Below are 17,675 nucleotides of genomic sequence, written 5' to 3'. Positions count from 1 at the left end.
AAGCCCTTCGACGGAGTGAAGGTCGGGCAGAATCACCATGCTGGAGAATGAGCCTGTTACGGGGACTGAAGGCGGGTTGAAGCGCTGGCTCGAAGGCGTCGGTCTTGGACATTACACCGATCTCTTCGCGCAGCACCGCCTCGATCTCGATGTGATGTGGGACCTGACGGAATCCGATCTGGTCGAGCTCGGATTGCCGCTCGGCGATCGCAAGCGGCTTCAGCGCGCGATGTCGGCGATATTCCAGGCTGAGACCGCAGAGAAGCCCGATGCGGCGGCGCGCCCGCAGGTCCGGACGGAAGTTGGTGCCGAACGGCGTCAGCTCACCACCATGTTCTGCGACATGGTGGATTCCACCTCGCTGTCGGTGCAGTTCGATCCGGAAGACGTGCGCGACATGATCGCGAGCTTTCGCGAGACCTGTGTCCGCGTCGTGAAGCATTACGAAGGGTTTGCCGCGCGCTTCGTCGGCGACGGTATCCTTGTCTATTTCGGCTATCCGACCGCGCATGAGGACGATGCCGAGCGATCGGTGCGCGCCGGGCTCGAGATCGTGCGGGTGCTGTCGACTGCGCGCGCGATCGAGCCGCGCGGTGCGCTGAGCCACGCCCCCGCCGTCCGCATCGGAATCGCAACCGGTCTCGTCGTGGTCGGCGACCTCGTTGGCCAAGGCACCGAGGAGCGCGATTCCGCGGTCGGAGAAACCGTCAATCTCGCCGCGCGCCTACAAGGTCTGGCGCCGCCCAACGGCGTCGTGATCTCGTCCTCGACGCAGTCGCTGCTGAAGGGCAAGTTCGACTACCGCAATCTCGGTGTTCATGCGCTGAAGGGCATATCGGAGAAGACGCAGGCCTGGCACGTGGTGCGCGCCTCGCGGGCGGAGACCCGCTTCGCCGCTGCCATGGGCGGGCGGTTGACGCCGCTCGTCAACCGCGAGGAGGAGATCGCGCTGCTGATGGGGCGCTGGCAGCAGGTCAAGGACGGCGACGGCCAGGTCGTGGTCAAGTTCGGCGAGCCCGGCATCGGCAAGTCGCGCATCATCCAGGAGATATTCGACCGGATCGCGGGCGACCGCCATGGACACGTCTCGTTCCAGTGCTCGCCCTATTACACTTCCACGGCGTTCTATCCATTCTCCGAGCAGCTCAAATTTTCGCTCGGCCTCGACCGCGAGGATCCGTCCGCGACCTCGCTGGCGGGTCTGGAGACCGCGATCGCCGCCGCCCATGGCGACATCGAGCAGGTCACGCCGCTGTTTGCCGCGCTGCTGTCGATCCCGACCGGAGACCGCTATCCGCCGCTCGACCTGTCGCCGCAGCAGCAGAAGGACGCGACCGTCGCGGCGCTGGTCAATCATTTCCTCGGCCTTGCGCGCGACATGCCGCTGGTGATCGCGCTTGAGGATCTGCACTGGATCGACCCGACCTCCCGCGAGGTGATCGACCTCCTCGTCGCCCGGGTGCAGAACCAGCCGGTCCTTGTCATCATCACCGCGCGCTCCGAATTCCAGCCGAGCTGGAACGCGCATTCGCACATCACCACGCTGGTGCTGAACCGCCTGAGCCGGCAGCTGCGCACGACGCTGGTCGAGCGCGTCGCGGGCCGCGAGCTTCCCAAGGAGGTGGTCGAGGAGATCATCGTCAAGACCGACGGCGTGCCGCTGTTCCTGGAAGAGCTGACCAAGACCGTTCTCGAATCCAACCTCCTGACCGAGCGGCACGGGCGCTACGTGCTGTCGGGCCCATGGCGGCAGCTCGCGATCCCGGCAACCCTCACCGACTCGCTGATGGCGCGGCTGGACCGGATGGGGCCGTTCAAGCGCATCGCGCAGATCGGCGCCACCATCGGTCGCGAGTTCTCCTACGCGACGCTGCACGCGGTCGCCAACACGCCGGCGGAGCAGATCGAGGCCGCGCTCAATCATCTGGAGGAGGCCGGGTTGATCATGCGCCGCGGCCATCCGCCCGGCGCGCTCTACTCCTTCAAGCACGTGATGATCCAGAACGCCGCGCACGACAGCCTGCTGCACAGCGAGCGGCGCAAGCTGCATTCGCGGATCGCGCAGGTGCTCGCCGAGATGTATCCGGAGAAGACCGAGCGCGAACCGGAGCTGCTGGCCCATCACCTCACCGAATCCGGCCAGAGCGAGGGCGCCGCCAGCTTCTGGCTCAAAGCCGGCAAGCAGGCGGCCAAGAGCGGCGCCAATCTGGAGGCGATCGGGCATTTGCGCCGGGGCTTGAGCGTCGTGCAGGCCAATGCGCGCATGCAGGGCGCCGACGAGATGGAGCTGGAGCTGCGCATCGCGCTCGGCAACGCATTGATTGCCGCCAAGGGCTACGCCGTGCAGGAGGTCGAGGAGAACTACATCCGCGCGCTCGAGCTCGGTCAACAGCTCGACGACGACGAGAAGGCCTTCGCCGCCACGCGCGGGCTCTGGGTCTGCCATTTCATCCGTGCCGATCTCAGCCGCGCGCACGATCTCAGCGTCGAGCTGTTGAAGTTCGCCAAGCGCGAACGGCTGAACGAGCGCACGCAGCCGGCGCAGCAGACCGGATATCTGATCGAGGCGCACCGCTCGATCGCGATGACGATGCTCTATCGCGGCCGTTTTGCCGCCTCTCAGCATCATCTGCACCGCTGCATCAACCTGTACAGTCCCGATCTGCACTCCGATCTGATGGAGCGGCACGGTACTGATCCCGGCGTCGTTTCGCTGTCCTATCTCGGCTATCTCCTCTGGTTCCTCGGCCGGCCGGATGCGGCGCGCCAGCACAGCGAGCAGGCGATCGCGAATGCCGAGAAGATCCGCCATCCCTTTACGCTCGCCTTCGCGCTCGTGTTCGGCGCCTATCTGTGCCAGCATTTGCGCGACGTCGAGGGTACGCGCGACCACGCCAACCGCGCCATGATCATCGCCACCGAGCACAATTTCCTGCACTGGAAGCAGCAGGCGGCGATCCTGCGCGGCTGGGCGCTCGCCCAGCTCGGCGAGGCCGACGAAGGTCTCAGCCAGATGCGCCTCGGCCTCGACGAATACGAGGCGATGGATTCCTGGCTCGCCGGCTGCTGGTTCCGCTGCCTGCTTGCGGAAGCCTATGCCAAGGTCGGGATGCGCGATGCCGCCTTGCGCGCGCTGGACGGCGCGCTCGCGACCGCGAGACGGACCGGCGATCACTCCTATCTCGCCGAGGTCTATCGCCTGCAGGGCGAGATCACGATGTCGGACGGTGATCCGGCATCGGTGCAGGAGGCGGAGGACCTGTTCACCCTGTCGCTGGAGACCGCACGCAAGCAGGGCGCGCTGTCATGGGAGCTTCGGACCGCCGTCAGCCTTGCGCGGCTGTCGCACGACGCCGGCAAGCGCGAGCACGCCAGCCTTCTGCTTTTGCCGATCGTCGGCAAGTTCAGCGAGGGCTTTTACACCCCGGACCTGAAGCAGGCGATGCAGCTCCTCAGCGAGCTCCGCGGAGACGTGCCCGTCCTTGAACAGGCCGATGCGACGAAATGAGCGGTCTTGCCGCCGCGCGTGCGCGCTACGTCGAGTTGATCGCGAAGCGAGAGCGGATCTCCTCGCCACGCCTTCTCGAAGCGCTCGCCGCCATCCCGCGCGAGGATTTTCTGGCGAAGGGACCCTGGCGCATCAAGCGCGAGGCGTCGCGCAGCTACCGGCTGACGCCGGATGCCGATCCCGTTCATCTCTACGACAATGTGCTGGTCGCGATCGATGCGCGCCGCAAGCTCGACACCGGGCTGCCGAGCCTGTGGGCGCACTTCATCGATCTGCTCGACGTCGGGGAGAAGGACCGCGTGGTCCAGATCGGCTGCGGTCTCGGCTATTTTTCGGCGGTGTTGTCGAAGATCGTGGGGCCCAAGGGCAGGGTGCATGCAATCGAATGCGACGGGCGGCTTGCGGCGCGTGCCGCGAATTACCTTCGCCCCTATCGCAATGTCGAGGTCGTGCATGGCGATGGATGTGAGGAGATCGGCGAGCCGGCCGACGTGATCATCGTGCATGCCGGCTTCCCGCACCCGCATCCGCTCTGGCTGCAGTCGCTCCGTCCGCGCGGCCGTCTCCTGGCGCCGCTGACGCAGCGCGACCGCGAGGGCGCCGCCCTCAAGATCACGCGCAAGGGCAGGGGGTTCGAGGCCGAGGCGGTGCAGCAGATCCGGATCTTCCCGGGCCAGGGTCGCGGCGTGACCGCACTCGACGACCGCGTCGCCGACTGGTGGCAGCGCGCCGCCGCGCTGGCGCCCCTGCGTTTTCGCGGCATCGAGCGGGGGCTGCCGTCTGATGGCTAATGCTTGGTTTCGTTTTACCTTGATTCCGTTTGTGAGTTTCCAGCATCTCGCGGTGCGGCTATGAGTGCGGCTTGATGGCCATTCGAGCGCGCTCCATGCATTCCGTTGCCCTGCTGACCGCCAGCTACGCCAAGGATATCGAACGCTTTTCATTGCTCAGCGAGAGCATCGATACTTGGCTGTCGGGATACACGCGGCATTATGTTCTCGTTAACGATGAGGACGTGCCGCTGTTCGCGCGGTTCGCGTCCGACAAGCGCGTCATCGTTCCGGCCTCGAATTATCTGCCGAAATGGCTGTGGGCGCTGCCGCCGGCGCTTCAGTTCCTCAGCAAACGCCGGGTCTGGCTGTCGCTGCTGTCGTCGCCGGTGCATGGTTGGCACATCCAGCAGATCCTGAAAATCGCCGGCGTCCTCAACGCGCCGGAGCAGCGCGTCTGCATCCTGGATTCGGATAATCTGTTCTTCCGCGAATTCGACGTCGGTCAATATGCCGGCGCCGAGAAGACGCCGCTGTTCGTCACCCCGAAGGACATCGGCGCCGACCACCCGTTGCACGGGCTGTGGCTGCGCACCGTCGATCAGCTTCTCGGTATCAAGGAGCGCTCGTTCCCCGCCGATGACTATGTCGGCAACGCGCTGGTCTGGGATAGGGACACCGCGCGCGCGATGACCGCTGCCATCAAGTCGGCGACGGGGTTGAACTGGGTTCTGGCGCTGTGCCGGAAGAAGAAGTTCTCGGAATATCTGATGTACGGCCATTTCGTTGCGAACTCGCCCGCGCATCTGGCCACCCATCGGGTCACCGAAGACAGCATTGCGGTCTCGCATTGGGACGATACGCCCCTCGACCGCCCGGCCATCGAAGCGATGATGCGCGCGGCCTCGCCCGACCAGGTCGCGCTCTGCATCCAGTCCTATTCGTCGACCTCGGTCGACGACATCCGCGACGTGTTCCGCCTCAGCTCGCGTGATCGACGCAGCCCGAGCCTGTCTCCCGAAGATATGGGTGACGCGGTCGAATTCGAAGTGCCGGCGAAGACGCGCTAAGGCCGCGTCTCAGGCGTCCCTCGTGAACTTGCTGATGACGTCCATGAACGGCTTCGGCTTGAACTCGCCGTCGAGCGGCAAGGGGCGGTTCGGCTGCTTGTCCGCGCGGGCGAAGGTGCCGTTGATCCAGCTATAGCGATCCGAGAGGCCCCAGGTCAGGATCGAGCGCACCGGCCCGCTGGTCGAGATCGCGGTCAGGAGGTCGTCGACGCGCTTGGCGACGATGGCGTCGCGCTCCGCAGGATTTCCCGTCAGCTTCTGGTCGTCGACGTCGAGCTCGGTGACGAGCACGTCGAGGCCCCAGGAGCGCAGCTCGGTGACGAATTCGGCGAGCCCATGCGTGTCGATCTCGAGCTCGGCATGCAGATGCGATTGCAGGCCCACGGCGTGCAGCGGCACGCCCTGGTCGAGCAGGTCCATGATCAGGTTGCGGTACGCCGCGCGCTTGGCGATGAACGAGTCCTTCGCCGACTCGATGTCATATTCGTTGATCGCGAGCTTGACGAAGGGATCGGCCGCGGCCGCCGTGCGGAAGGCCAGCGGAATCCAGCGGTTGCCCAGATGCTGCGTCCAGAACGTATCGCGCCGGTCGGTGATCTTCTTCGGATTGTCCGGGATCGGCTCGTTGACGACGTCCCACGACGTCAGCTTGTCCTTGTAATAGGACACGACGGTGCCGATGTGGTCGACATAGGCGCGCTCGACGCCCTTGGAATCCTTGATTTGCTTGGTCCAGTCCGGAATGTCGTGATACCAGGCGAGCGCGTGGCCGCGCATCGTCAGATCGTTCTCCCGCGCGAAATCCAGGATCGCGTCGGCGCGCTCGAAGTTGAGCGTGTGCGCGTTCGGCCGCAGCATCGGCCATTTCAGCTCGAGCACCGGCACCACCTGGGTGCAATAGGTGCTGATGGCTTCGCCGAGCCTGGGATCGGCTTGCAGGTCCCAGAGCGTCGCAGCAGCGCCAAAGCCCGGACGGCGCTGCGCGAGTTTTGATGCCGGCGCGGCCGACGCCGTTGCTCCCGCCGCGAGTGCTGCGGCGCCGCCGAGGAGAAATTCGCGTCTGTCGAGCCTGGCCACGGTGGGACATTCCTTTTGGAACCAACGCGCCACCGTACCAAGCGGCGCCCTGCGACGCCGGGGTTTCCGGTCGTTGGGTTAACCTTTGCGGATGTCCGGCGCGTCAACGCGCGTGGCGCTGCATCGCTGTTCCAGTCTGGATCAGGGTCTCGTGTCGTGATCGCTCGAACCGCCCCGGGGAAAGGGCAAATTTAACGCTAACGCGCGAAAGCGGCCTCTCAGCCTCATTCGCCGCCCGATCTGCAGACTTATGTGACACTCTTGAGAGATGCTGCGGCGCAGTTCGTTCGCCCCGCCAAGGTCATTGATTAACGGCCGTCACCATCGCAACACCGCTGCCGGTCCTGTGCTCGCATGCTGAACCGCCATTTCTCGATTTATCTCGTCGCCTACATCCTGCCCGCAGCGGTGGGTTTCTTTGCGGTCACGGCCTACACGCGGCTGCTGACGCCGGCCGAGTACGGCGTTTATGTCGTCGGCATCAGCCTTGCCGGCATATTGGGCGCGATCTTCTTCGCCTGGATCAAGCTGTCGGTGTCCCGATATCAGGCGATGTCGGCGGAGGTGGATTTTCGCGGCACGGCGATGGTTGCCTTCGGGCTGACGGCCGCGGTCCTCTGCGCCACCACACCGCTGGTCATTCTGTTCCGCAGCGACCTCAGCGTCGAGCTGCTGCTCGCCAGCATGTTCGTGGCGATCATGGCCAATGCCGTCGATGTCGGCCAGGAATTCGAACGCGCCAAATTGCGCCCGTACCGGTTTGCGGCGATCTCGATCGTGCGCAGCGTGTCGAGCGTCGGCTTTGGCCTGCTCGGCATCTGGCTCGGCTGGGGTGGCTTGGGACTGCTCGCCGCGTTCGGCCTGGGCTCGCTCACCGGCATCATTCTCAATCTCATCGGCGACCGCACGAAGAACGCCCGCTTCGAGCGAAGCCAGTTCATGCAGCTGGCGCGCTACGGCCTGCCGCTGACGCTGGCCGGATTGTCCGTTGCGGTCTATTCGGCCTGCGACCGGCTCATCGTCGCTTATCTGCTCGGCAAGGACGCCGCCGGCATTTTCGGCGTCGCCGCCGATCTGCCGCGCCAGTTCATGGTCATGATCGCCTCCAGCGTCGCCGCGGCAACCGTGCCGCTGGTGTTCCGCTCGCTGTCGGAGAAAAACAACGAGACGACGCGGGAGCGCCTGTGCGAGAGCCTCGAGTTGCTGCTCGTCGTCGTCGCACCCGTCGCGGTCTGGCTCGCGCTCGCGGCCGACCAGGTCGCGGGCACGCTTGTCGGTGTCGATTTCCGCGCCGGCGTATCGGCGCTGCTGCCGACGCTGGTGCTCGCGCGCTTCTTCGGCATCGCCAATCAATTCTATGTGCAGATCAGCTTCCAGCTCGCCGAGCGGCCGTTCATGCTGGCGGCGCAGTCGTTCCTCACGCTCGTTCTGAGCGTGGCACTGATGTTCGCGCTGGTCGCCGGCTACGGGCTTTACGGCGCGGCGCTGGCCACGCTCGCCACCGAAGCGGTCGGCTTCGTCGTCGCCGTCGCCCTGATGCGCCGCGCCCACCCCGTGCCGTTCGACGCCAACCGCCTCGCCGGCGTTGCGGCTTCGGCTGCGGCGATGGCGGGCGCTATCCTCGTTGCGCGGACGCAAGTGGGCGGTACCGGTATCGTGGCGTTGATGGTCGTCAGCTCCGCGGGCGGGGTTGCTTACGCTGCTGCGGCCTGGCTGCTCAACGTCGCGAACGTGCGGACGTTGTCGCTGCGCTTCCTGCGGACGTTCAACCGCAAGGCGCTGGGCGTATAGAACCCGCCGTGGAAGGCGCGCTTTCCGGTGTTCGCTGATATCAAGCAGGAAGGTGACTTCGCGCGCGCATACTGAGATGGTAACGGTCCCGCGTGGTCTCAACTCGGTCGCAGGACCTGCAAGATGACGACTGACAGCTTCACCATCCGCTCGATCGAGGCCTTCTGCTATCGCTATCCCTTGGCGACGCCGGTGGTGACGTCGTTCGGCAAGATGCTCAACCGTCCGGCCGTCTTCGTTCGCGCCGTCGACGAGGACGGTGTCGAGGGGTGGGGCGAAGCCTGGTCGAACTTTCCTGCACCGGGCGCCGAGCACCGTGCCCGGCTTGTCAACGAAGTGCTCGCTCCGGGCCTTGTCGGGCGCAGGTTCGACAGTCCCGCCCAGGCATTCGAGGTCCTGTCGAAGGGTACCGAGGTGCTCGCGCTTCAATGCGGCGAGCCCGGTCCGTTCGCGCAGGCGATTTCGGGCATCGATCTCGCGCTGTGGGACCTCTCCGCGCGTCGGCAGCGCTTGCCGCTGTGGCGGCTTCTCGGTGGGCAGTCGCGCAGGATCAAGGTCTATGCCAGCGGCATCAATCCGGGCGGCGCCGCGCAGACGGCCGAAGCCGCGCTCGCGCGCGGCCATCGCGCGTTGAAGCTAAAGGTCGGCTTCGGTGCCGAGACCGATCTCGCCAATCTGGCCGCGCTGCGCGCGATCGTCGGCGCGGGCATGCTCGCCGCCGATGCCAATCAGGGCTGGTCGGTCGATCAGGCGCTGGAGATGCTGCCGCGGTTGGCCGCGTTCTATCTGCGCTGGCTGGAGGAGCCGATCCGCGCCGACCGGCCGCGCGAGGAATGGCGCAGGCTGCGGGCAGCCGCGAAAATGCCGATTGCCGCGGGCGAGAACATTTCGAGCGTCGAGGGATTCAAGAACGTCCTGGCCGAAGACGTGCTCGGCGTCGTTCAGCCCGACATCGCGAAATGGGGCGGGCTGAGCGCATGCGCTGGCGTCGCGCACGACATTCTCAAGGCCGGCAAGACGTTCTGCCCGCATTATCTCGGCGGCGGCATCGGACTGCTCGCCTCGGCGCATCTGCTGGCGGGCATCGGCGGCGACGGCTGGCTCGAGGTCGATGCCAACGACAATCCACTGCGCGACCGGTTCTGCGGTGCCGTTGCCAATGTCACTGATGGTACGATCGTCCTCGGCGAGGAACCGGGGCTCGGATTCACGCCCGACCTGTCGGGAATCGCGAACTATCGCAGCCTGTAGACGGCTGCGACACCTGCGTCGTCGGGCGCCGCGCAGGCCAGTTTCCCCTTGCGTTCTATTCCTCGTCGCGGAAAGCTGCCGGCGAGACGGGTAGCCGCCTTCACATTTCATAGCGATGGCCGGAGCCATGTCTCGCCGAGCTTGAAAATCAAAGTTCGTTCTGCTCATTAGGGATCTGCAATTGCGCTGCAACATGCGCAAAGAGCCCATCGACCAAAGTCGATAGCCAGCGAGGAAACGAAAAAATGCGCAAGCTCACTTTGGCCATTGCCGTGATCGCCCCGATGCTCGGTCATGCCGCGTCGGCTGAGGACACCCTCAAGATCGGCTACATCGATCCGCTCTCCGGCGGTGGCGCCAGCGTCGGCGAGGGTGGTCTGAAGACATTCCAATATCTGGCCGACGAGCTCAACGCCAAGGGCGGCATTCTCGGCCACAAGATCGAGATCTTGCCGCTCGACAACAAGACCAATCCGCAGGAGAGCCTGGTGCAGGCCCAGAAGGCGATCGACGCCGGGGTTCACTACATCACGCAAGGCAACGGCTCGTCCGTCGGCGCGGCGCTGTCGGATTTCGTCACCAAGAACAACACGCGCAATCCCGGCAAGGAAGTGCTGTACTTCAACTACGCCGCCGTCGATCCCAGCCTGACCAACGAGAAGTGCAGCTACTGGCATTTCCGCTGGGATGCGAGCTCCGACATCAAGATGGAGGCGCTCACCAACTACATGAAGGACACCGCCTCGATCAAAAAGGTGTACCTGATCAACCAGGACTATTCGTTCGGCCAGTCCGTCCGCTCCGACGCGCGCAAGATGCTCGGCGCCAAGCGGCCCGACATCCAGATCGTCGGCGACGAGCTGCATCCGCTGCTGAAGGTCACCGATTTCTCGCCCTATATCGCCAAGATCAAGGCGTCCGGCGCCGACAGTGTCGTCACCGGCAATTGGGGCCAGGACTTCGCGCTGCTGCTCAAGGCTGCCGCTGACGCCGGCCTGAAGGTCAACTGGTACACCTATTATGCCGGCGGCGCCGGCGGCCCGACTGCCGTCAAGCAGACCGGTCTCGATCATCAGGTCTTCCAGATCACCGAAGGCTTTGCGAATTCCGGCAACAAGGTTGCGATGGATTACGAGAAGGCGTTCCGCGCCAAGGTCAATCTGTCGCTCTGGTACCCGCGTGCGGTCAACGAGATGCGCATGTTCAAGGCGGCTGCCGAGAAGGCCAACTCGATCGATCCCGTGAAGGTGGCGGCGGCGCTCGAGGACCTGAAGTTCGAGGTCCTGGACGGCGGCACCGGCATCATGCGCAAGGACGACCACCAGTTCCTTCAGCCGATCTACATTTCCTCCTTCGGCAAGCTGACTGAGAACGAGCCGTTCGACGAGGAGAGCACCGGTTGGGGCTGGCATCTGGTCTCCAAGATCGATACGCCGCAGGCCATGGTCTCCACGACCTGCAAGATGACGCGGCCGTAACCTGAAAGTCCGTCGTCCTCCCGTGACCATTCTCGGTCGCGGGGAGACGGCGCGCGGAAGGCATTTGATCGGTTGGACGACGTTCACCGGGGCCATTCGGCCCCGGATATCCATGAGTGCGCTGTGCTTGAACTCCTTGTCATTTCGACCCTGAACGGCGTGCTGTTCGGCATGCTGCTCTTCCTGCTGTCGAGCGGGCTAACCGTCATCTTCAGCATGATGGGCGTGCTCAACTTCGCGCATGCCAGCTTCTACATGCTCGGCGCCTTCTTCGGCTTCCAGCTCACCAAGTGGATCGGCTTCTGGCCCGCGCTGGTGCTGGCGCCGCTGCTGGTCGGCGCCATCGGCATGGCGGTGGAGCGCTACGGCCTGCGCAACACGCACAAGCACGGCCATGTCGCGGAACTGCTGCTGACCTTCGGTCTGGCTTTTGCGATCGAAGAAATCGTGTCGATGATCTGGGGCAAGAGCCCGGTCGACTATCGCGTGCCGCCGCTGCTCGACTTCCCGGCCTTCACGATCTTCTCGACCAACTATCCCGCCTACAAGATCTTCATGCTGGCCGTGTCGGTCGTGATCTTCGTGGCGCTGCTGGTCGTGCTCAAGCGCACCCGCGTCGGCCTGATCGTGCAGGCGGCGCTGACGCATCCGCACATGGTCGGGCATCTCGGCCACAATGTCGGGCGGGTGTTCATGGTGGTGTTCGGCGTCGGCAGCGCGCTCGCCGGCATTGCCGGCGTCATTGCCGGACCGGCCCTGGTGACGCAGTCGGACATGGCCGCAGCGCTCGGGCCCATCCTATTCGTCGTCATCGTGTTCGGTGGCCTCGGCTCCTTGCCCGGCGCTTTCATCGCCTCGCTCGTGATCGGCCTGGTGCAGACCTTTGCGGTGGCGCTGAACGGTTCGCTGGCGAGTGCGTTCGGGCCGCTCGATCCGTCGACGGGACCGTCGGTCCTCACCGACATCTGGAACGTCACGATCGCGCAGGTCGCGCCGATCGTTCCCTATATGCTCCTGGTGCTCATTCTGATCGTTCGCCCCATGGGCCTGATGGGGACGCGCGAGTCATGACCGCCAAATCGATTTCGGCATCGAAGCCCGCCGGAGACGGCCTGCGCTTCTACGGCGTCTGGCTGATCGGCATCGCCGCGCTGATCGTCCTGCCGCTGATCTTCTCCTCCGGCGGCTCGCTGACGTCGTTCAGCCTGATCGGCATCGCGATCGTCTTCGCGCTCTCCTACAACATCCTGCTCGGCCAGACCGGCCTGCTGTCGTTCGGTCACGCCGTGCATTACGGCCTCGGCGGCTTCGCGGCCTGTCACATGATGAATGCGGTGGTGTCGCATGGCTGGCCGATCCCGCTGCCGTTCATTCCGCTGTTCGGCGGGATCGGTGGTCTCGTCTTCGCTGTCATCATCGGCTGGGTCATGACCAAGCGCGCTGGCACCGTGTTCGCGATGATCTCGCTCGGCATCGGCGAATTGGTGGCGTCGTCCTCGCTGATCCTGCGCTCGGTGTTCGGCGGCGAAGCCGGCATCACCACGGACCGCACGGCGCTGCCCAAGATGTTCGGCTGGTCGTTCGGCCCGCAGGTTCAGGTCTATTACCTCATCGCGTTCTGGCTGGTGCTGTCGGCCATCGCGATGTACGCGCTGACCCGGACGCCGCTGGGACGGATCAGCAATGCCGTCCGCGACAATCCCGAGCGTGTCCAGTTCATCGGCTACGATCCTCACGTCGTCCGCTATCTCGCCTATTGCTTTGCCGGGTTCTTCGCGGGCGTCGCCGGCGGCCTGACCGCGATCAATTTCGAGATCGCGAACTCCGCGCTGCTCGGTGCGATTCAGTCCGGTCTGGTGCTGTTCTCCACCTTCATCGGCGGCATCGCCTATTTCTTCGGACCGATCCTCGGCGCGATCCTGGTGACCTATCTCCAGCTCGGGCTGACAGGCCTCACCAGCGTCTGGCAGCTCTATTTCGGCATCATCTTCATCGGCATTGTGATGTTCGCGCCGGGCGGTATCGCCGGCCTGTTGATGATGCACCGGCCGCCGGTTCGCGCCGGAACGCTGTGGACGGTGATCCCGTCCTATCTCGTCGCGATCGTGCCGACCGTGGCGCTCGCCTGCGGCGTCATCCTCACCATCGAGACGGTCGCGCGCTATTCCGGCGGCGACCCGATCAACCTGTTTGGCATTCCCTTCAATGCGAAATCCCCGGTGACGTGGATTGCCGCAGCAGTTCTCGTCGTCGGCGGTGCGTTCGTCGCGCGGCTGACCTGGCGGAGGATCGCGGACGCGTGGGACAGGGCTGCGACGGTCGCCCGTGACCGGGGGTATCTGGCATGAGCGCAGCAGCCATCGAAGTCCGCGCCGTCGAAAAACGCTTCGGCAATGTCGGTATCATCCGCGATCTCAACCTCAGCGTCGCGAAAGGCGAGCGTCACGCCGTCATCGGTCCGAACGGCGCCGGAAAATCCACGACGTTCAATCTGATCAGCGGCCACATCAAGCCGACCTCGGGCGAGGTGAAGCTGAACGGCGATGTGATCTCCGGCCTGCGGCCGTTCGAGATCAACCGGCGCGGCCTGTCGCGCTCGTTCCAGGTCACCAACGTGTTCGCCCGCATGTCGGTCTGGGAGAACGTCCGCTGTGCCGTGCTGTGGGCGACGGGGCATCGCTACGCTTTCTGGAAGAACGTCGACAGTCTGCCGGAAGTGCGCGAGCGCACGGCCCAGATCCTGGACGACATCCATCTGACGCATCGGCGCGATGTTCCGGCGGGGCTTCTGACCTACGCCGAGCAGCGCGAGCTCGAGATCGGCATCACCATCGCGAGCGGGGCCACGGTCGTCATGCTCGACGAGCCGACCGCCGGCATGAGCCACGCCGAAACCGATCGCGCGGTGTCGCTGATCCGGCGGCTGACCGAGGGCAAGACCCTGGTCATCGTCGAGCACGACATGAGCGTGGTGTTCGGCCTTGCCGACCGCATCTCCGTGCTGGTCTACGGTCACATCATTGCATCGGGCACGCCGGAAGAGATCCGGCGCGATCCGAAGGTCAAGGAAGCCTATCTCGGCGAGGAAGCGCACTGATGCTCGAGGTCAGGGATCTCCACGCCTATTACGGCAAGAGCCACATCCTCCAGGGCGTCGACCTCGATGTCGCCGCGGGTGAGGTCGTGAGCCTGCTCGGGCGCAACGGTGTCGGCCGCTCCACCACGGTCAAGGCGATCATGGGCGAGGTCGCGCCGCAGGGCACGATCCGCTTCAAGGGCAAGGACATCGCCGGCCTGCCGAGCTACAAGATCGCGCGCCTCGGCCTCGGCTATGTCCCTGAGCATCGCGACATCTTCCCGAGCCTGACGGTTCGCCAAAACCTCCTGCTCGGCGTCAAGGACACGCGCCGCCCCGGCAAGTGGCGGCTTCAGGACATGCTCGACATGTTCCCCAATCTCGCCGCGCGCGCCGATACAGCCGCGGGCGTGCTGTCCGGCGGCGAGAAGCAGATGCTCACGACCTGCCGGACGCTGATGGGCGATCCGGACCTGATCATGATCGACGAGCCGACCGAAGGTCTGGCGCCGCTGATCGTGCAGCAGGTCGGCGATCTCATCGCGCGCATCGCGCAGGCCGGCGTCGCAATCCTGCTCGTCGAGCAGAAGCTGTCGATCGCGATGCGGATCTCGAAGCGCGTCTACATCATGGGCCACGGCCGCGTCGTGTTCGAGGGCACGCCGGACGAGCTCAAGGCCAATGCCGCCGTGCGCCAGGAATGGCTCGAAGTCTGACGCATGGCTCGAGGTCTGACGCTCACATTGTCGTGTGACGCACGCGTAAAATAGAACGGCTGCAAGCCGCGCATACGCATCTGAATTCTTCGCTACATCTCCCGCTTCATAATCCTTGTATCGTCGCGCTCGCCGGCATCGCATCGATGCGGCCGATGATAACCAAGAAGAAAGTGGAGGGCGCCGGCGGCAGCTGTGAGCTCGCGCGTCGATGCGTCTTGCCTGGGTAAGGAGATGCCGAGCATGCCGGGAAGACAACTGGTCCGTGGAGTCGTTGCTCTGCTTGCGGCGCTGGGCGCCGCTTCGGCCGCGATGGCCGGAAACTACGATACCGGCGCGACCGACACGTCGATCAAGCTCGGGCAGACCATGCCCTACTCGGGACCGGCCTCCGCCTATTCCGCGATTGGCCGCGCCGAGATCGCCTATTTCAAGATGCTCAACGACAAGGGCGGCATCAACGGCCGCAAGGTCGAGCTGCTCAGCATGGACGACGGTTATTCGCCGTCGAAGACGGTCGAGCAGGTTCGCCGCCTCGCCGAGAGCGACGAGGTGCTGGCGATGTTCTCGATGCTCGGCACCGGTCCCAACATCGCCGCGCAGAAATACCTCAACGGCAAGAAGATCCCGCAGCTGTTCCCGTCGAGCGGCGCCAGCCGCTGGAACGATCCGCAGCATTTTCCCTGGACCACCGGTTCGCAGCCGACCTACCGGACCGAAGGCCGCATCTATGCCAAGTGGATTCTCGCTAACAAGCCGAATGCTAAAATCGCCGTCATCACGCCGAACGAAGATCCCGGGCGCGACTATCTCGCCGGCTTCAAGGAAGGGTTAGGGGAGCACGTCAACCAGATCGTGTCCGAGGCCACCTACGAGACATCGGATCCGACCGTGGACTCCCAGATCGTCAAGTTCAAGGCCGCCGGCGCCGACGTTGTTTTCAACGAGTGCACGCCGAAATTCGCGGCGCAGGCCATCAAGAAAATCGCCGAGCTCGGCTGGAAGCCGCAGATCATCCTTCCCGCCGTTTCCAACTCCGTCGGCTCCGTGCTGGTGCCGGCCGGGCTCGACAATTCCGTCGGCATCGTCACCGGTGCTTTCCAGAAGGATCCCGGTGATCCGCGCTGGGAGAATGATTCCGGCATGAAAGCCTGGCGCGAGTGGATGAAGACGTACAATTCGGGCGCCGATCCGGCCGACGTCTTCAACGTCACCGGCTACACCATGGCGCAGATCATGGAGCTGGTGCTGCAGCGCGCCGGCAACGACCTCACCCGCGCCAACCTGATGAAGCAGACGCAGTCGTTCAGGGACGTCGAATTGCCGATGCTGCTGCCGGGCATCAAGCTCAACACCTCGGCCGAGCAGGTGACGCCGATCCGGCAGTTGCAGATGGCGCGCTTCAACGGCAAGTCCTGGGAGCTGTTCGGCGACGTGATCGGCGAATAGGATCGACGCAATGTGACGGGCGGGCTGGCACCAGCCTGACCTGCCCGTCTTGTCCCACAATTGCTTCCTCCAACGACAGTGAAACGACGATGACACCGACCGGCCCCCTCAGCGGTATCCGCGTTCTCGATCTGACGAGCGTGCTGTTCGGCCCCTACGCCGCGCAGATGCTCGGCGACTGGGGCGCCGATGTCATCAAGGTCGAGCCGCCCGCGGGCGATACGTGGCGCTACACCGGCGTGTTCCGGAACCGCGGCATGAGTGGCCAGTTCATGGCCGTCAACCGCAACAAGCGCAGCCTTGCGCTCGATTTGAAGCATCCGGACGGCAAGGCGGCGCTGGCGCGACTGATCCCGACGGTCGATGCGCTCGTCACCAATGTGCGCCCCGCCGCGATGGCGCGGCTCGGCTTCGGCTACGAGGCCTGCGCAAAGCTCAATCCGCGCCTGATCTATGCCGCGGCGACCGGCTTTGGCCAGGACGGGCCGTGGGCGGCGCGCCCCGCCTTCGACGAGATCATCCAGGCCGCGTCGGGTCTGGCGTCATCGATCGGATCGGACGAGGAGCCGGAATTCGTTCCGAGCCTGATCGGCGACAAGATCTGCGCGATGGCGATGGTCGGCGCCGTGTCCGCGGCCTTGTTCCGGCGCGAGCACAGCGGGCAGGGCCAGATGGTCGAAGTGCCGATGCTGGAAACCATCGCTGGCTTCAACAGCATCGAGATGCTGGGCGGACACGCGTTCGATCCGCCGATCGGCCCGACCGGCTACAAGCGGATGAAGAACCGGCGCCCGGTGCAGACCAAGGACGGCTGGCTGACGATGCTGCCTTACTCCGGAGACAATTGGTGCGCCTTCTTCGAGGCTGTCGGCCGCCCCGAACTGATCGAGGAGCTCGGGGTGCGCGATCCCGTGCTTCGTTCCCAGAACATCGACAAGGTCTACGACCGCATGAGCGAGATCGGGCCGACCCGCACCACTGCGGAGTGGGAGGAATTGCTGCTGCGGCTGGACGTGCCGCACACCGCCTTCGCCCGGCTCACCGAGATCGGCGAGCAGCCGCATCTCGCCGCCGTCGCACTGTTTGCGGATATTGATCATCCGACCGAAGGCCGGATCCGGCAGGCGCGGCCCGCGACGAAATTCTCGGAAAGCCCGGCCGGCATCCATCGCATGGCGCCGCGCCTCGGCGAGCACTCGCGCGAGGTGTTGCGCGAGGCGGGCCTGAGCGATGCGGAAATCCAGGCCGCGGTCGACAGCAAGGCGGTTGGGGTCGCGTCCTGAGCCGGCCGGCGTTCGGGAACCGCATCTCTGTGATGACGGTCACATCCTGCGGTCTCGGGCGGGTCTAGCCCGTCTTATTCGTAAGAGTGCGCCTCAGGGGTAAAGCGCTGATGCGGCGTAGGATTCGGTTGCGAAGCCAACCCCATCACCTCCAACCGCGAACGCCACGCCCGCCATGACCGACGATACGATTCCGCCCTTCTCGT

General features: G+C 64.9%; 13 protein-coding genes. 12 read left to right on the top strand and 1 reads right to left on the bottom strand.

The window, feature by feature from the left end; translation table 11 throughout:
• Positions 1–37 precede the first annotated feature (37 nt).
• The 3 genes from QJT78_RS16525 to QJT78_RS16515 all read left to right on the top strand — a co-directional run bounded on the left by QJT78_RS16525 (position 38) and on the right by QJT78_RS16515 (position 5,348).
• Positions 38–3,508, top strand: coding sequence for an AAA family ATPase (locus QJT78_RS16525; RefSeq protein ID WP_028149563.1), 3,471 nt, complete (start codon positions 38–40; stop codon positions 3,506–3,508).
• A complete protein-coding gene (locus QJT78_RS16520; RefSeq protein ID WP_028149564.1) occupies positions 3,505–4,299 on the top strand; it encodes an rRNA adenine N-6-methyltransferase family protein in 795 nt (264 codons plus the stop codon). The genes QJT78_RS16525 and QJT78_RS16520 overlap by 4 nt, the downstream gene beginning before the upstream one ends.
• 95 nt (positions 4,300–4,394) lie before the next feature.
• On the top strand, positions 4,395–5,348 hold the full coding sequence (locus QJT78_RS16515) for a DUF6492 family protein (protein WP_028149565.1): 954 nt from the start codon (positions 4,395–4,397) through the stop codon (positions 5,346–5,348).
• A gap of 9 nt (positions 5,349–5,357) precedes the next feature.
• On the opposite strand, the gene QJT78_RS16510 is transcribed toward QJT78_RS16515, so the two are convergent.
• The gene (locus QJT78_RS16510; protein WP_028149566.1) at positions 5,358–6,425 is read right to left on the bottom strand and encodes an endo-1,4-beta-xylanase; all 1,068 of its coding nucleotides are present in this window, start codon (positions 6,423–6,425) and stop codon (positions 5,358–5,360) included.
• Between the two features lie 354 nt (positions 6,426–6,779).
• Between QJT78_RS16510 and QJT78_RS16505 the strand changes: the two genes are divergently transcribed.
• The 9 genes from QJT78_RS16505 (at position 6,780) to QJT78_RS16465 (ending at position 17,469) form a co-directional block, all read left to right on the top strand.
• The gene (locus QJT78_RS16505; protein ID WP_038942714.1) at positions 6,780–8,216 is read left to right on the top strand and encodes an oligosaccharide flippase family protein; all 1,437 of its coding nucleotides are present in this window, start codon (positions 6,780–6,782) and stop codon (positions 8,214–8,216) included.
• Between the two features lie 123 nt (positions 8,217–8,339).
• Positions 8,340–9,467, top strand: coding sequence for a mandelate racemase/muconate lactonizing enzyme family protein (locus QJT78_RS16500; protein WP_028149568.1), 1,128 nt, complete (start codon positions 8,340–8,342; stop codon positions 9,465–9,467).
• A gap of 245 nt (positions 9,468–9,712) precedes the next feature.
• Positions 9,713–10,945: a branched-chain amino acid ABC transporter substrate-binding protein gene (locus QJT78_RS16495; protein ID WP_028149569.1), complete on the top strand. Its 1,233-nt coding sequence runs from the start codon at positions 9,713–9,715 to the stop codon at positions 10,943–10,945.
• Positions 10,946–11,068: 123 nt separating this feature from the next.
• The gene (locus QJT78_RS16490) at positions 11,069–12,016 is read left to right on the top strand and encodes a branched-chain amino acid ABC transporter permease (RefSeq protein WP_028149570.1); all 948 of its coding nucleotides are present in this window, start codon (positions 11,069–11,071) and stop codon (positions 12,014–12,016) included.
• On the top strand, positions 12,013–13,293 hold the full coding sequence (locus QJT78_RS16485) for a branched-chain amino acid ABC transporter permease (RefSeq protein WP_038942713.1): 1,281 nt from the start codon (positions 12,013–12,015) through the stop codon (positions 13,291–13,293). Before QJT78_RS16490 ends, QJT78_RS16485 begins: the two co-directional genes overlap by 4 nt.
• Positions 13,290–14,042, top strand: coding sequence for an ABC transporter ATP-binding protein (locus QJT78_RS16480; RefSeq protein WP_028149572.1), 753 nt, complete (start codon positions 13,290–13,292; stop codon positions 14,040–14,042). Before QJT78_RS16485 ends, QJT78_RS16480 begins: the two co-directional genes overlap by 4 nt.
• Positions 14,042–14,737 (top strand): ABC transporter ATP-binding protein, encoded by a 696-nt coding sequence (locus QJT78_RS16475; RefSeq protein WP_014497636.1) that lies wholly within the window; start codon positions 14,042–14,044, stop codon positions 14,735–14,737. Before QJT78_RS16480 ends, QJT78_RS16475 begins: the two co-directional genes overlap by 1 nt.
• Before the next feature lie 243 nt (positions 14,738–14,980).
• A complete protein-coding gene (locus QJT78_RS16470; protein WP_028149573.1) occupies positions 14,981–16,186 on the top strand; it encodes an ABC transporter substrate-binding protein in 1,206 nt (401 codons plus the stop codon).
• 89 nt (positions 16,187–16,275) lie between these two features.
• A complete protein-coding gene (locus tag QJT78_RS16465) occupies positions 16,276–17,469 on the top strand; it encodes a CoA transferase (protein ID WP_028149574.1) in 1,194 nt (397 codons plus the stop codon).
• The last annotated feature ends 206 nt before the right edge of the window (positions 17,470–17,675 follow it).

The organism is Bradyrhizobium sp. Mp27, assembly GCF_029953005.1.
GTDB classification, from domain to species: domain Bacteria; phylum Pseudomonadota; class Alphaproteobacteria; order Rhizobiales; family Xanthobacteraceae; genus Bradyrhizobium; species Bradyrhizobium barranii.
Note: the sequence above shows the minus strand (reverse complement) of the source record. Positions and strands in the feature narration are given on the sequence as shown.

Bases quoted from the DNA above. Each gene is read 5' to 3' on its own strand.
- QJT78_RS16525 (WP_028149563.1), top strand. From the start codon at position 38: ATGCTGGAGAATGAGCCTGTTACGGGGACTGAAGGCGGGTTGAAGCGC.
- QJT78_RS16520 (WP_028149564.1), top strand. From the start codon at position 3,505: ATGAGCGGTCTTGCCGCCGCGCGTGCGCGCTACGTCGAGTTGATCGCG.
- QJT78_RS16515 (WP_028149565.1), top strand. From the start codon at position 4,395: ATGCATTCCGTTGCCCTGCTGACCGCCAGCTACGCCAAGGATATCGAA.
- QJT78_RS16505 (WP_038942714.1), top strand. From the start codon at position 6,780: ATGCTGAACCGCCATTTCTCGATTTATCTCGTCGCCTACATCCTGCCC.
- QJT78_RS16500 (WP_028149568.1), top strand. From the start codon at position 8,340: ATGACGACTGACAGCTTCACCATCCGCTCGATCGAGGCCTTCTGCTAT.
- QJT78_RS16495 (WP_028149569.1), top strand. From the start codon at position 9,713: ATGCGCAAGCTCACTTTGGCCATTGCCGTGATCGCCCCGATGCTCGGT.
- QJT78_RS16485 (WP_038942713.1), top strand. From the start codon at position 12,013: ATGACCGCCAAATCGATTTCGGCATCGAAGCCCGCCGGAGACGGCCTG.
- QJT78_RS16480 (WP_028149572.1), top strand. From the start codon at position 13,290: ATGAGCGCAGCAGCCATCGAAGTCCGCGCCGTCGAAAAACGCTTCGGC.
- QJT78_RS16475 (WP_014497636.1), top strand. From the start codon at position 14,042: ATGCTCGAGGTCAGGGATCTCCACGCCTATTACGGCAAGAGCCACATC.
- QJT78_RS16470 (WP_028149573.1), top strand. From the start codon at position 14,981: ATGCCGGGAAGACAACTGGTCCGTGGAGTCGTTGCTCTGCTTGCGGCG.
- QJT78_RS16465 (WP_028149574.1), top strand. From the start codon at position 16,276: ATGACACCGACCGGCCCCCTCAGCGGTATCCGCGTTCTCGATCTGACG.